The sequence below is a fragment of the Streptomyces coffeae genome (assembly GCF_016741875.1).
Classification (GTDB): domain Bacteria; phylum Actinomycetota; class Actinomycetes; order Streptomycetales; family Streptomycetaceae; genus Streptomyces; species Streptomyces coffeae.
In genome coordinates this window covers 66,515-80,044 of the sequence record NZ_JAERRF010000008.1, presented here as the reverse complement: position 1 = coordinate 80,044, position 13,530 = coordinate 66,515, and the positions used below count along the sequence as shown (strand labels likewise).

Annotated in this window: 12 protein-coding genes; 8 read left to right on the top strand and 4 right to left on the bottom strand. The window is 71.5% G+C overall.

From position 1 onward, the window contains the following. The first annotated feature begins 134 nt into the window (after positions 1-134). Together JK363_RS15355 and JK363_RS15350 are read left to right on the top strand one after the other, a co-directional pair. The gene (locus JK363_RS15355) at positions 135-338 is read left to right on the top strand and encodes a cold-shock protein (RefSeq protein WP_010986199.1); all 204 of its coding nucleotides are present in this window, start codon (positions 135-137) and stop codon (positions 336-338) included. 289 nt (positions 339-627) lie between these two features. Beyond that, positions 628-1,437 (top strand): phosphatase, encoded by an 810-nt coding sequence (locus tag JK363_RS15350; protein WP_201875454.1) that lies wholly within the window; start codon positions 628-630, stop codon positions 1,435-1,437. Between the two features lie 104 nt (positions 1,438-1,541). Here the strand turns inward: JK363_RS15350 and tesB are convergent, their stop codons facing one another. The 3 genes from tesB to JK363_RS15335 form a co-directional block, all read right to left on the bottom strand. After that, positions 1,542-2,429, bottom strand: coding sequence for an acyl-CoA thioesterase II (tesB, locus tag JK363_RS15345; RefSeq protein WP_201875453.1), 888 nt, complete (start codon positions 2,427-2,429; stop codon positions 1,542-1,544). 63 nt (positions 2,430-2,492) lie between these two features. Continuing rightward, positions 2,493-3,650 (bottom strand): acyl-CoA dehydrogenase family protein, encoded by a 1,158-nt coding sequence (locus tag JK363_RS15340; protein WP_201875452.1) that lies wholly within the window; start codon positions 3,648-3,650, stop codon positions 2,493-2,495. 131 nt (positions 3,651-3,781) lie between these two features. After that, on the bottom strand, positions 3,782-4,408 hold the full coding sequence (locus JK363_RS15335; protein ID WP_201875451.1) for an SACE_7040 family transcriptional regulator: 627 nt from the start codon (positions 4,406-4,408) through the stop codon (positions 3,782-3,784). Between the two features lie 99 nt (positions 4,409-4,507). Between JK363_RS15335 and JK363_RS15330 the strand changes: the two genes are divergently transcribed. Genes JK363_RS15330 through JK363_RS15315 form a run of 4 tightly spaced genes read left to right on the top strand, consistent with a single transcriptional unit; the run spans position 4,508 to position 10,427 of the window. Beyond that, on the top strand, positions 4,508-6,151 hold the full coding sequence (locus JK363_RS15330; RefSeq protein WP_201875450.1) for a carboxyl transferase domain-containing protein: 1,644 nt from the start codon (positions 4,508-4,510) through the stop codon (positions 6,149-6,151). Between the two features lie 14 nt (positions 6,152-6,165). Further along, positions 6,166-8,295: an acetyl/propionyl/methylcrotonyl-CoA carboxylase subunit alpha gene (locus JK363_RS15325; RefSeq protein WP_201875449.1), complete on the top strand. Its 2,130-nt coding sequence runs from the start codon at positions 6,166-6,168 to the stop codon at positions 8,293-8,295. Next, positions 8,295-9,257, top strand: coding sequence for a hydroxymethylglutaryl-CoA lyase (locus JK363_RS15320; RefSeq protein WP_201875448.1), 963 nt, complete (start codon positions 8,295-8,297; stop codon positions 9,255-9,257). Before JK363_RS15325 ends, JK363_RS15320 begins: the two co-directional genes overlap by 1 nt. 3 nt (positions 9,258-9,260) lie before the next feature. Further along, the gene (locus tag JK363_RS15315; protein ID WP_201875447.1) at positions 9,261-10,427 is read left to right on the top strand and encodes an acyl-CoA dehydrogenase family protein; all 1,167 of its coding nucleotides are present in this window, start codon (positions 9,261-9,263) and stop codon (positions 10,425-10,427) included. Positions 10,428-10,463: 36 nt separating this feature from the next. On the opposite strand, the gene JK363_RS15310 is transcribed toward JK363_RS15315, so the two are convergent. Further along, positions 10,464-12,071: a beta-N-acetylhexosaminidase gene (locus tag JK363_RS15310; protein WP_201875446.1), complete on the bottom strand. Its 1,608-nt coding sequence runs from the start codon at positions 12,069-12,071 to the stop codon at positions 10,464-10,466. 104 nt (positions 12,072-12,175) lie between these two features. Here JK363_RS15310 and JK363_RS15305 point away from each other — a divergent pair, with 104 nt between their 5' ends. Continuing rightward, positions 12,176-13,222, top strand: a complete 1,047-nt coding sequence (locus tag JK363_RS15305) for a DUF4429 domain-containing protein (protein ID WP_201875445.1) — start codon at positions 12,176-12,178, stop codon at positions 13,220-13,222. After that, positions 13,194-13,469, top strand: coding sequence for a hypothetical protein (locus tag JK363_RS15300; RefSeq protein ID WP_201875444.1), 276 nt, complete (start codon positions 13,194-13,196; stop codon positions 13,467-13,469). Before JK363_RS15305 ends, JK363_RS15300 begins: the two co-directional genes overlap by 29 nt. Positions 13,470-13,530: the final 61 nt, after the last annotated feature.

Sequence of the window (13,530 nt, the reverse complement as noted above, 5' to 3'; positions counted from 1 at the left end):
ACTCTGTGTGCGCCTGACGGGATGTAGCCTTCAGGCGCATTTTGTTTTCCGGTCATTTCCGGATGGGGTCATTGCGGCGACACGGAATCCGGCGAATACGGGTTCCGACTCGGCCCCTATCAAAGGAGATTGACATGGCGACCGGCACCGTTAAGTGGTTCAACGCGGAAAAGGGCTTCGGCTTCATCGAGCAGGACGGCGGCGGCGCCGACGTCTTCGCCCACTACTCGAACATCGCCACCCAGGGCTTCCGTGAGCTCCAGGAAGGCCAGAAGGTGACGTTCGACGTCACGCAGGGCCAGAAGGGCCCGCAGGCCGAGAACATCGTTCCCGCCTGACGCGTCACATCACAGCCGGGGCCCGCACCTGAAGAGGTGCGGGCCCCGCGTTGTGCCCGCGGGCCGTGGCCGAGCCCCCCGGACGGCTCCCGCAGTGTGGTGACTCTCGTCACACCGGATCAGGACGGTGCGACGACCCGTCCGATGAGCGGCGCGGGCATCATCCCGCGGACCGCCCGAATCCACTCCGCGGACCCGGCCCAGGGAGCGGGCGCCCTGGCATTTCGCCATGATCGCGCCATGTCCGCCCTGCGGCGGAGGCCGCCATTCCGCCTCCATAGGGGCGACAATGGGCCACATGCCCATACCCAGTACCGTGCCCAGTCGTGCCGAGCTGATCGACCACCTTGTCCGTACCCGCATCGCCGGCGATGTCGCCACTCCCCGGGAGAACAACCTCTCCCACTACCGCGAGCTCGCGAACGGCGACCGCCACTACTGGCTCGGCCTGGAGCTGGGCGACCGCTGGGCCGACGAACAGGACGTACTGGCCGTCATGGCGGAGCGGTGCGGGGTGATCGACGATCCACAACACCGCTCGGGGCAGGACACCATCGACCCCGAGCTGACGGTGGGCGCGCTGGACCGGATGGCGTCGGTGCTGCGGAAGGCGGCCGAGACACAGGAGCGGGTGCTGTTCGCCACCGGCCACCCGGGCGGGCTGCTGGAGGTCCACCGGGCCACCGCGGCGGCGCTGCGGGCCTCGGGCTGCGACATCGTGGAGATCCCCGGCGGGCTCCAGGCGGACGAGGGGTATGTCTTCCAGTTCTGCGACGTGGCGATGCTGGAGAGAGGGGCGACCCTCTGGCACACCCACTCCCCCGCCCCCATGGCGGCGATCCTGGACGGACTGGCCCGCGAGGGGCGCCCGCAGCCGGATCTGGTGGTCGCCGACCACGGCTGGGCCGGATGCGCCGGACAGCGGGGCATCGACGCGGTCGGGTACGCGGACTGCAACGACCCGGCCCTGTTCCTCGGCGAGTCCGAGGGCACCCTCTCGGTGGTCGTCCCGCTGGACGACCATGTCACCGATCCGCGGTTCTACGCCCCGATGACCGCCTATCTGCTCGACGCGGCCGGACTCGAGGCCCGCTTCTGACGCGTCGGCCCCGACACGTCATCCCCTGACGCACGGGCGCGCGTCCCCGCCGCGCGCCGAACCCCCGGGGCCCCGGGCGCCCGCCGCGCCGCCGCACGGCGCGCTCACGCCTGGTGCGGCACCCGCATGACCCCCTCCTGGATCACGGAGACGGCCAGCCGCCCGTCGGCGGTGAAGATCCGGCCCTTGGCGAGGCCGCGGCCACCGGACGCCGAGGGGCTCTCCTGGTCGTACAGCAGCCAGTCGTCCACCCGGAACGGACGGTGGAACCACATGGCGTGGTCGAGGCTGGCGCCGACGATGTCCCCCACCACCCAGCCGCCCCGGCCGTGCGCGAGCAGCACCGAGTCCAGCAGGGTCATATCGGAGACATAGGTGGCCAGGCAGACGTGGAGCAGCGGGTCGTCGGCCACGCCGTCCAGTTTGCCGTTGGTCCGGAACCACACCTGCGACTTCGCCTCCCGCGGCTGTCCGACGCTGCCGTAGGGCGGCTCGTCGACGTAGCGCAGATCGACCGCGGCCCGGGCCATCAGCATCCGTTCGCTGACCTCCGGCCGGATGAGGTGCTTGTAGCGGGGCAGCAGCTCCTCGGCGGCCGGCAGGGACAGCGGATCCGGTACGTCCGGCATCGGCTCCTGGTGCTCGAGCCCCTCCTCGTATGTCTGGAAGGACGCCGAGAGGTGGAAGATCGGCTGTCCGTGCTGGACGGCCACCACCCGGCGGGTGGTGAAGGACCGGCCGTCGCGGATCCGGTCGACCGTGTAGACGATGGGCGCCCCGGGGTCGCCGGGCCGCAGGAAGTAGGCGTGCAGCGAGTGCGCCGAGCGGTCGTCCGGGACGGTGCGGCCCGCGGCCACCAGGGCCTGCGCGGCCACCTGGCCGCCGAAGACCCGCGGCACCATGGGCGCGGCGTCGCTGGTGCCGCGGAAGATGTCCCGTTCGATCCGCTCGAGGTCGAGCAGTTCGAGCAGACCCTGAAGTGCGTCATTCATGGTTCAAGCAGTCTCGCAGAGCGGTGTTGCGGCGCTGTTGCCGACGGGTGGGGCGGGCGGCCATCACAGCCCCATCGACTTGGCGACGATGGACCGCATGACCTCGCTGGTGCCGCCGTAGATGCGGTTGACGCGGGTGTCCGCGTACAGCCGGGCGATGGGGTACTCCATCATGTAGCCGTAACCGCCGTGCAGCTGGAGGCACTTGTCGATGACGACATTGGCGCGCTCGGTGGTGAACAGCTTGGCGGAGGCGGCGTCGGCGGCGGTCAGCTCACCGGCGTCGTGCGCGTCCAGGGCCCGGTCCACGACCGCCTGCATCGCGTCCACCTCGGACTTGCAGTCGGCGAGGGTGAACTTGGTGTTCTGGAAGGACGCCACCGAGGTGCCGAAGACCGTGCGGTCCTGGACGTAACTCTTGGCGAACTCCACGGCCGCCGCGGCCTGGGCGTAGGCGCCGACGGCGATGCCCAGCCGCTCCTGGGGCAGGTTGTGGGTGAGGTAGCCGAACGCCTTGCCCTCCTCGCCGAGCAGATCCTCCACCGGCACCTTGACGTCGGTGAAGGACAGTTCGGCGGTGTCGGAGGTCTTCAGGCCCAGCTTCTCCAGCTTGCGGCCGACCACATAGCCCTCGCTCCTGGCGTCGACCACCAGGATGGATATGCCCGCGCGGCGGTCCTCGGGGGTGGCGGGGGCGGTGCGGGCGCAGACCAGCACCCGGTCGGCGAGCACCCCGCCGGTGATGAAGGTCTTGGCGCCGTTGAGGACGTAGTGGGTGCCGTCCTCGGAGAGCTTGGCGGTGGTCTTCATGCCCGCGAGGTCCGAACCGGTGCCCGGCTCGGTCATGGCGATGGCGGTCATCATGTCGCCGGTGACGAAGGGGGGCAGCCAGCGCCGCTTCTGCTCCTCGGTGGCGTACGCGAGCAGATAGGGGAGGCACAGCGCGGTGTGCACACCGCTGCCGCCGAAGCCGACCCCGGCCCGGGCGCACTCCTCGGTGATCACCGCGTTGAACTTGAAGCTGGTCTCGCCCGCGCCGCCGTACTCCTCGGGGACCTCGATCCCGAAGACGCCCAGCTCACCGAGTTTCTTGTAGAACGCGCGCGGAGCCTGACCCGCCTCGCGCCACTCGTCGTAGTACGGCACGACCTCGGCCGCGATGAAGTCACGGATGGTCTGTCGGAACGCCTCGTGGTCCTCGTTGAACACCGTGCGGCGCATCAGCCACTCCCTACTCGTTCTCACGGCTCCACCACCACCGCGCGCGGCTGTGAGCGCTCGCCGCCGTGGTCGCACCATGCCGGGTTGACAGCAAGCACCTAAGCGCTTGCTCAGCGAAAGCTACCGGCCGGTCAGTGACCCTGTCCAGAGGAGCCGTCCGTGGCATGGGCGGCGGCGAAGGCGCCCAGCGCCAGCCGGTGCAGCAGGGCGGCGGTGGCCTCGCGCCCCGGAAGGGCGCCGGGGCGGCCGAGGTGGGGAGTGGAGTTGAGCAGCCCGAAGACGGCGTGCACACAGGCGCGGGCCTCGGTCTCGGCGAGCCCCGGGTAGACCGTGCGCACCACCTCGACCCACAGCTCCACGTACTGCCGCTGGAGCGAGCGCACCAGCTTGCGGTCGGTGTCCCGGAGCCGGTCCAGCTCGCGGTCGTGGAGGATGATCAGCGGCCGGTCGTCGAGGGCGAAGTCGATATGGCCCTCGATGAGGGAGTCCAGCACCTCGGCCGGGGTCAGCCCGCCGCTCTCGGCCTCGGCGGCGCGCCTCTTCCCACCGGTCAGCAGCCGGCCGCTGATGCCCACCAGCAGCTCGGCGAGCATCGCCTCCTTGCCCGCGAAGTGGCGGTAGAGGCCGGGGCCGCTGATGCCGACCGCCGCGCCTATCTCGTCGACACCGACGCCGTGGAAGCCGCGCTCGGCGAAGAGCCGCGCGGCCTCCTTGAGGATCTGTTCACGGCGGGTCGGGGCAGGGGCGTGCGTGCTCATGGAAGCAATTCTAGACAGCGGGGTTAGTGGTCGTTAACCTGATGGGTGGGTTAACGCTTATTAACCGATTCGGCGGACCGAGCGAGGGGGCTCGTAGCGATGGAGCAGGCACCGGTGTTGCGGAGCGGCGCCGACCCGGCGTCCGACGCCTGGAAGGCCCATGAGGCCGCACACCGCGAGCTGGCCGCGCGCCTGCGCGAGAAGCTGGCCGCGGCGCGGCTGGGGGGCGGCGAGAAGGCGCGGGCGCGCCACACCTCGCGCGGCAAGCTGCTGCCGCGCGACCGGGTGGACACCCTGCTGGATCCGGGCTCCCCGTTCCTGGAGCTGGCCCCGCTGGCGGCCGACGGGATGTACGACGGGCAGGCCCCGGCGGCGGGTGTGATCGCCGGGATCGGCCGGGTCGCGGGCCGCGAGGTGGTCGTGGTCGCCAATGACGCCACCGTCAAGGGCGGCACCTATTACCCGATGACGGTGAAGAAGCATCTGCGCGCCCAGGAGGTCGCGCTGGAGAACCGGCTGCCGTGTGTCTATCTGGTCGACTCCGGCGGCGCCTTCCTCCCCATGCAGGACGAGGTCTTCCCCGACCGCGACCACTTCGGGCGGATCTTCTACAACCAGGCGCGGATGTCCGGCGCCGGGATCCCCCAGGTCGCGGCGGTGCTGGGGTCGTGCACCGCGGGCGGCGCCTATGTCCCGGCGATGAGCGACGAGGCGGTCATCGTGCGCGGCCAGGGCACCATCTTCCTGGGCGGGCCGCCCCTGGTGAAGGCGGCCACCGGCGAGGTGGTCACCGCCGAGGAGCTGGGCGGCGGCGAGGTCCACTCCCGGGTCTCCGGGGTCACCGACCACCTCGCCGAGGACGACGCCCACGCGCTGCGGATCGTGCGCGACATCGTCGCCACCCTGCCGCCCTCCCCCGCCCAGCAGGGCACGCTGCCCTGGCGGGTGGAGCCCTCCGAGGAGCCCGCGGTGGACCCCGCGGGGCTGTACGGAGCGGTTCCGGTCGACTCCCGCACGCCGTACGACGTGCGGGAGGTGATCGCGCGGGTGGTGGACGGCTCGCGGTTCGCCGAGTTCAAGGCCGAGTTCGGCACCACCCTGGTCACCGGCTTCGCCCGGATCATGGGTCATCCGGTGGGCATCGTCGCCAACAACGGCATCCTGTTCTCCGAATCGGCCCAGAAGGGCGCCCACTTCATCGAGCTGTGCGACCAGCGCGGCATCCCCCTGGTCTTCCTCCAGAACATCTCGGGCTTCATGGTGGGCCGCAGCTATGAGGCGGGCGGTATCGCCAAGCACGGCGCCAAGATGGTCACCGCCGTGGCCTGCACCCGGGTCCCCAAGCTCACGGTGGTGGTCGGCGGCTCCTACGGTGCGGGGAACTACTCGATGTGCGGCCGGGCCTATTCGCCGCGCTTCCTGTGGATGTGGCCCAACGCCAAGATCTCGGTGATGGGCGGTGAGCAGGCCGCCTCGGTGCTCGCCACCGTCAAGCGCGACCAGTTGGAGGCGCGCGGCGAGGAGTGGAGCGCCGAGGACGAGGAGGCGTTCCGCGCGCCGGTCCGCGAGCAGTACGAGACCCAGGGCAACGCCTATTACGCCACCGCCCGGCTGTGGGACGACGGAGTGATCGACCCCCTGGAGACGCGTACGGTGCTCGGCCTCGCGCTCACCGCGTGCGCGAGCGCCCCGCTGCCCGAAAAGGACCCCGCGGCGCCCGGCTACGGCGTCTTCCGGATGTGAGGGGAATGCACCCGATGTTCGAGACAGTCCTGGTGGCCAACCGCGGTGAGATCGCCGTGCGTGTCATCCGCACCCTGCGCCGCCTCGGGGTGCGCTCGGTCGCCGTCTACAGCGACGCCGACGCGGACGCCCGCCATGTGCGGGAGGCGGACACCGCCGTGCGGATCGGTCCCGCCCAGGCCGCGGAGAGCTATCTGTCGATCGAGAAGCTGCTGGAGGCCGCGGAGCGCACCGGCGCCCAGGCCGTCCACCCCGGCTACGGCTTCCTCGCGGAGAACGCGGCGTTCGCCCGCGCCTGCGCCGACGCCGGGCTCGCCTTCATCGGCCCCCCGGCCGACGCCATCGAGCTGATGGGCGACAAGATCCGCGCCAAGGAGACGGTGCGCACGGCCGGAGTGCCGGTGGTCCCCGGCTCCTCGGGCAGCGGGCTGACGGACGCCCAGCTCACCGAGGCGGCACGGGAGATCGGGATGCCCGTGCTGCTCAAGCCCTCGGCGGGCGGCGGCGGCAAGGGCATGCGGCTGGTGCGGGACGAGGCGCTGCTCGCGGACGAGATCGCGGCCGCCCGGCGGGAGGCGCGCGGCGCCTTCGGCGATGACACCCTGCTCGTGGAGCGCTGGATCGACCGGCCCCGCCATATCGAGATCCAGGTGCTGGCCGACGGCCATGGCGGGGTGATCCACCTCGGGGAGCGCGAGTGCTCGCTCCAGCGCCGCCATCAGAAGATCATCGAGGAGGCGCCCAGTCCACTGCTGGACGAGGCCACCCGGGCGCTGATGGGCGAGGCGGCGGCCTCGGCGGCGCGGTCATGCGGCTATGTCGGCGCGGGCACGGTGGAGTTCATCGTGCCGGGCGACGACCCCTCCGCGTACTGCTTCATGGAGATGAACACCCGCCTCCAGGTCGAGCATCCGGTGACCGAGCTGATCACCGGGCTCGATCTGGTGGAGTGGCAGCTGCGGGTGGCCGCGGGCGAGCCGCTGCCCCACGCCCAGCGGGACATCACCTTCACCGGCCATGCCGTGGAGGCCCGGATCTGCGCCGAGACCGCACGTGCCACCGGCGAGCGGGTCGACTTCCTGCCCTCGGCGGGCACCGTGCTCGCGCTGGACGAGCCCGGCGGCGAAGGCGTCCGGGTCGACTCCGGGCTGAGCACCGGCACCGAGGTCGGCACCACCTACGACCCGATGCTCGCCAAGGTCATCGCCCATGGCCCGGACCGGCCCACCGCGCTGCGCAGACTGCGGGCCGCCCTCGCCGAGCTGAGCGTGCTCGGCGTGGACACCAACGCGGGCTTTCTGCGCCGACTGGCCGCTCATCCGCAGGTGGTCTCCGGCGAGTTGGACACCGGTCTGGTCGACCGCGCGGCAGCCTCCCTGGTCCCGGAGCTGGTCCCGGACGAGGTCTATGTGACGGCGGCGCTGCTGCGCCAGTCGGCTCTTGAGCCCGATGGGGCCGGTGGGGCTGGTGGCGCCGGTGCGCCGGGCGAGGCCCGCCCGCGGTCCGGTGGCTGGGTCGACCCGTTCTCGGTGCCGACCGGCTGGCGGCTGGGCGGCACTCCTGCCTGGACCGTCCACCGGCTGCGGATCTCCGGCCACCCCCCGGTCACGGTCCGGGTGCGCGGCCGAGCGCATGACGCCGAGGTGGTGATCGAGCGGCAGGACAGCGCCCCCGCCGCCCAGGACGCGGCCCCGGCCGAGGCCCTGCGGACGCGGCTGACGGGGCTCGGCGGGCACGGCGGACGGGTCGTGCTCGATCTGGCCGGGGTCACCTACCCGTTCCGTCATGTCGCGGACGGCGCGAGCCAGTGGCTGGGGCGCGAGGGGGACACCTGGCGCGTGGTGGGCCACGACCCGGTCGAGGAGGCGCTGCGCGGCGGTGCGTCCGCCGCCCACGCCGGGGAGCTCACCGCCCCGATGCCCGGCACCGTCACCGTGGTCAAGGCCGCCGTCGGGGACGAGGTCACCGCGGGCCAGGGCCTGCTGGTGGTCGAGGCGATGAAGATGGAGCACCTCATCTCCGCCCCGCACGACGGCACCGTCACCGAGCTCGATGTGACCCCCGGCAGCACGGTCGCCATGGACCAGCTGCTGGCGGTCGTCACCCCGTCCGAGATGCCCAGCGAGACCGAGGAGCGTGTGTGATGTCCGCGCCGGACACCCCCGCCGGACCGGCCGGGCTTCCCATGACCGTTCCGGCCCCCGGGCTGCCCGCCCGGGTCCGGATCCATGAGGTGGGCCCGCGGGACGGCTTGCAGAACGAGAAGACGCTGGTGCCGGTGACCGTGAAGGCCGAGTTCATCCGGCGGCTGGCCGAGGCCGGTCTCGATACGGTCGAGGCCACCAGCTTCGTCCACCCCACGTGGGTGCCCCAACTGGCCGACGCCGAGCAGCTGATGCCGCTGATCGACGATGTCTCCGCGCGGCTGCCGGTGCTGGTGCCCAATGAGCGCGGTCTCGAGCGGGCCCTCGCCCTGGGCGCCCGTGAGATCGCCGTCTTCGCCAGCGCCACCGAGTCCTTCGCCAGGGCCAATCTCAACCGCACGGTCGACGAGGCGCTGGAGATGTTCACTCCGGTGGTCACCCGCGCCCGGGAGGCGGAGGTGACGGTGCGCGGCTATCTCTCGATGTGCTTCGGCGACCCCTGGGAGGGGCCGGTCCCGGTCTCCCAGACGGTCTCGGTCAGCCGCCGCCTGATCGACATGGGCTGTGCCGAGGTGAGCCTCGGCGACACCATCGGCGTGGCCACCCCCGGCCATGTCCAGGAGCTGCTGGCCACCCTCAACGAGGCGGGCGTGACCAACGACCGGCTCGCCGTCCACTTCCACGACACCTACGGCCAGGCGCTCGCCAACACCCTCGCCGCGCTTCAGCACGGCGTCACCACGGTCGACGCCTCCGCCGGGGGCCTCGGCGGCTGTCCGTACGCCAAGAGCGCCACCGGCAATCTCGCGACCGAAGACCTGGTGTGGATGCTCGACGGCCTCGGCATCGAGACCGGGGTCGACCTCGGCCGTCTCACCGCCACCAGCGTGTGGATGGCCCGGCACCTGGGGCGCCCCAGCCCGTCCCGTACCGTCCGCGCACTCTCCCAGAAGGAGATCTGAGTCATGACCATCGACCACCGTCTCTCCGCCGAGCACGAGGAACTCCGCCGCACCGTCGAGGAGTTCGCGCATGACGTGGTCGCCCCGAAGATCGGGGAGTACTGGGAGCACCATGAGTTCCCCTACGAGATCATCCGGGAGATGGGCCGGATGGGTCTGTTCGGCCTGCCGTTCCCCGAGGAGTACGGCGGTATGGGCGGCGACTACCTTGCGCTCGGCCTGGCCCTGGAGGAGCTGGCGCGGGTCGACTCCTCGGTCGCGATCACCCTGGAGGCCGGGGTCTCCCTCGGCGCGATGCCGATCTACCTCTACGGCACCGAGGAGCAGAAGCGGCGGTGGCTGCCGGGGCTGTGCTCCGGGGAGTCCCTGGGCGCCTTCGGGCTGACCGAGCCCGGCGGCGGTTCGGACGCGGGCGCCACCCGCACCACCGCGCGGCTGGACGAGGCCACGGGCGAGTGGGTGATCAACGGCTCCAAGTGCTTCATCACCAACTCCGGTACGGACATCACCGCGCTGGTCACCGTCACCGCCGTCACCGACCGCGCCGCCGACGGCCGCCCCGAGATCTCCTCGATCATCGTGCCCTCCGGCACCCCCGGCTTCAGCGTGGCCGCCCCCTACTCCAAGGTGGGGTGGAACGCCTCGGACACCCGTGAGCTGTCCTTCACCGAGTGCCGGGTCCCGGCGGCCAATCTGCTGGGCGAGAAGGGCCGCGGCTACGCCCAGTTCCTGCGGATACTGGACGAGGGCCGGATCGCGATCTCCGCGCTGGCCACCGGGCTGGCCCAGGGCTGTGTGGACGAGTCGGTGTCGTACGCCAGGACCCGTGAGTCGTTCGGCCGTCCCATCGGCGCCAACCAGGCGATCCAGTTCAAGCTCGCGGACATGGAGATGCGCGCCCATATGGCCCGGGTGGCCTGGCGTGACGCCGCGTCCCGGCTGGTCCGCGGTGAGCCGTTCAAGAAGGAGGCGTCGATCGCCAAGCTCTACTCCTCCGGTGTCGCGGTGGACAACGCCCGTGAGGCGACCCAGATCCACGGTGGCTATGGATTTATGAACGAGTATCCGGTGGCCCGGATGTGGCGCGACTCCAAGATCCTGGAGATCGGCGAGGGCACCAGTGAGGTCCAGCGGATGCTGATCGCCCGGGAGTTGGGCTTCGCCGGCTGACGGTGGTGGGCCCCGTCGGGGCCCACCACCCCCGGTTCAGGATGTGGGCCAGGGGACCTGCGGTGAGCGGTAATAGGTGATGCCCAGGGCGTCCCATCGGGGCCCCTGGGCGGCCAGCCGCACCTTGTAGGAGTCCCAGTCGTGGGTGGCCTGCGGCGACCAGCCGAGTTCGGCGATCCCGGGCAGCCGGGGGAAGGCCATGTACTCGATATGGGCGCTGGTCGACAGGGTCTCCGTCCACAGCGGTGCCTCCACCCCGAGGACCGATGAGGCCGGGGCGTCCTTGATGTAGGCGCCGGGGTCCCAGTCGTAGGACTGCCGGGCCTCGACATATCCGGCCCAGGAGAGCCCCAGCGGGGTGTCCTTGGTGTACTTCATGTCCAGATAGGCGTGGTTGGCGGGCGAGAGGATCAGCCGGGTGCCCGCCTTGGCCGCGTCCGCGACCTCCTTCTCGCTGCCGTCCAGCCCCCAGTACTGGGCGACGGCCCCCTCGGCGGGGCGGGCTCCGGTCAGCTGGTGCCAGCCCACCACCGTCTTGCCGTAGCGGGCCACGATGGGCTGTACCCGGTCCATGAAGGCCGTGTAGTCGGCATGGCTGGTGGAGTGCGCCTCATCCCCGCCAATGTGGATCAGACGGCCGGGGGTGAGCGCGGCGAGCTCACGGATGACGTCGTCCACGAAGTCGTAGGTCACCTCCTTGGGCACGCACAGGGAGCTGAAGCCGACATCGGTGCCGGTGTAGAGCGGCCGGGCGACCCCGTCGCAGTTGAGCTCCGCGTAGGAGGCGAGCGCCGCGTTGGTGTGCCCCGGCAGGTCGATCTCGGGAACGACCGTCAGCTCCCGCGCGGCGGCGTAGCGCACGATCTCCCGGTAGTCGGCCTTGGTGTAGTAGCCGCCGGGTCCGCCGCCGACCTGGGTGGAACCGCCGTACGTGGCCAGCCGGGGCCAGGAGTCGATGGCGATCCGCCACCCCTGGTCGTCCGAGAGATGCAGATGCAGCTTGTTGATCTTGTACAGGGCGAGCTGGTCGATATAGCGCTTGACCTGGTCGACGGTGAAGAAGTGCCGGGAGACATCGAGCATCGCGCCCCGGTAGCCGAAGCGCGGCTCATCGGTGATGGTGCCGCCGGAGATCCGCCAGGGGCCGGGCTGACGGGTCGTCCGCTCCACGGACGCGGGCAGCAGCTGGCGCAGTGTCTGGACGCCGTGGAACAGCCCCGCCGAGGCGCGGGCGCTGATGGTGACGGCGCGGCCGGTCACCTGAAGCCGGTAGCCCTCCGCGCCGAGGCCGCGTACCGCACGCGCCCCGGGCGTGAGCCGCAGCCGGATGCCGTCACCGCCGTCCCGCGCGGTCACCGGCAGCCGGTAGCCGGTGGAGGGGCGCAGCACGCCCGCGAGATAGTCCCCGACCCGCCGCGCCGCGGACGCATCCCCGGACACGCGGATACGGGCGTCGGGGCCGAGGGTGTACGGGGTGGTGGCGGGACGTACGGAGGCGGGCGCGGGCACCACCCGGTCCAGCGGGGTGGGGGCGGCGGAGGAGGGCGACGTGGCGGCGGACGGTTCCGCCGTGGCGGCGGTCCCCGCCCCCGCCGCCACGGTCAGCAGGAGGGAACACAGAAGTCGGGCACGGCGTCGTCTCACAGGGAATCCCTTCAACGAAGCGTCGCGTCCTGGGTACCGTGCGCCCCCGTCGCGGTCAAGGGTGTAGACCAATGTGCCGCTGTCGGCCTGTCAGAATTCACGCCATGGCGGAAATCACCCAGAGCGATGGCGCCTGGACCTTCGACGGCGGCTCGATACGGATTGTCCCGGGGCGGGACAAGAGCGTCGGCCCGGCGCGGCAGATGCTCGGCGAACTGACCGTCCCTCTCCTGGCGTTGGCGGGCATCGCCCATGAACCCGGGCGCAGGTCAGGGCGGTTGCGGCTGAAGCTGCGCGAGGGCGCGGATCCGCTGATCCAGGTGACGGGCGGCACGCTGCCGGACGCGGCCGATCCGTATCAGCTGTCGGTCGAGCAGGACCGCACGGGCGTGGCGGAGTACATGGTCGAGGAGGTCCGGCGGGCGCTGCTGCTGGACCAGGTGCCGTCGGGCCCGTGCGACCGCTATCTGATGCCCGGCCCGTCCGTTCCGCTGTCGGCGGCCGCCGGGGATGCCACGGCCGGCTTCGACGGGGAGCAGGTACGGCTGGAGTGGAACTGGAAGACCGAGGAGTCGAAGAAGTCGGGCGGCACCCGGACCATCCGGCTGACCGACCTGGAGGCGGTGGAGTGGCAGCCCGCCATCGGACTGGAGAACGGCTATCTGCGGTTCCGCACGGCGCGGGCGGCGGCCCCGGCGGCGCCGAAGTACGACCCGCACGCCGTGGTGCTCTACGGCTTCAAGAAGGATCCGCTGATGGCGCTGGTCGCGGCGGCCGTCACGGCCCGGCTGCCACATCCGGGCGCCGCCGGGGCCCTGGCGGCCGAGCCCGCCGACGCGGTCCCGGCACTCTCCGCGGGTGACCGGCACCAGAGCACACATCACGCACACAGCGGGCAGAGTGCGGCGGACGGCCCCGGCGGCGGTGACACAGATCACGACGCCCTGCTGCGACGGCTGCGGGAGCTCGGCGATCTCCACAGGAGTGGGGTCCTCACCGAGGAGGAGTTCACGGCCGCCAAGCAGGCCGTGCTCCGCCGATTTTCTCGCCATTCACCACACCCCCTGCCCGATATCGGGCAGGATTCTTGCGAAACGGCCCTCATCCCCGCAGTATCGACGGGTGCTCGATCGCCGTACGTCCCACGATGACCTTGTCGACCACCTGGTCCGCTCCACGCCGCTGAGCCGCGGCGAGGCGGCCCGGGTGGTGCTGGACGTCCTGGCGTACTTCGACGAGACGACCGAGGAGTTCGTCCGCCGCCGCCACCGCGAGCTTCAGTCCGGCGGTCTGACCAACGCGGACATCTTCGAGCGGATCACGGCCGAGCTGCCGTACCGCGCGGTGGCGCCGCCCGAACTCTCGCTGCGGCAGCTGCGCCGCATCGTCTACGGCTGACACCACGCCCGGCGGCCGCCACCGCCGCCCGGACCCCGAGCACCTGTGAACGATCCACTAG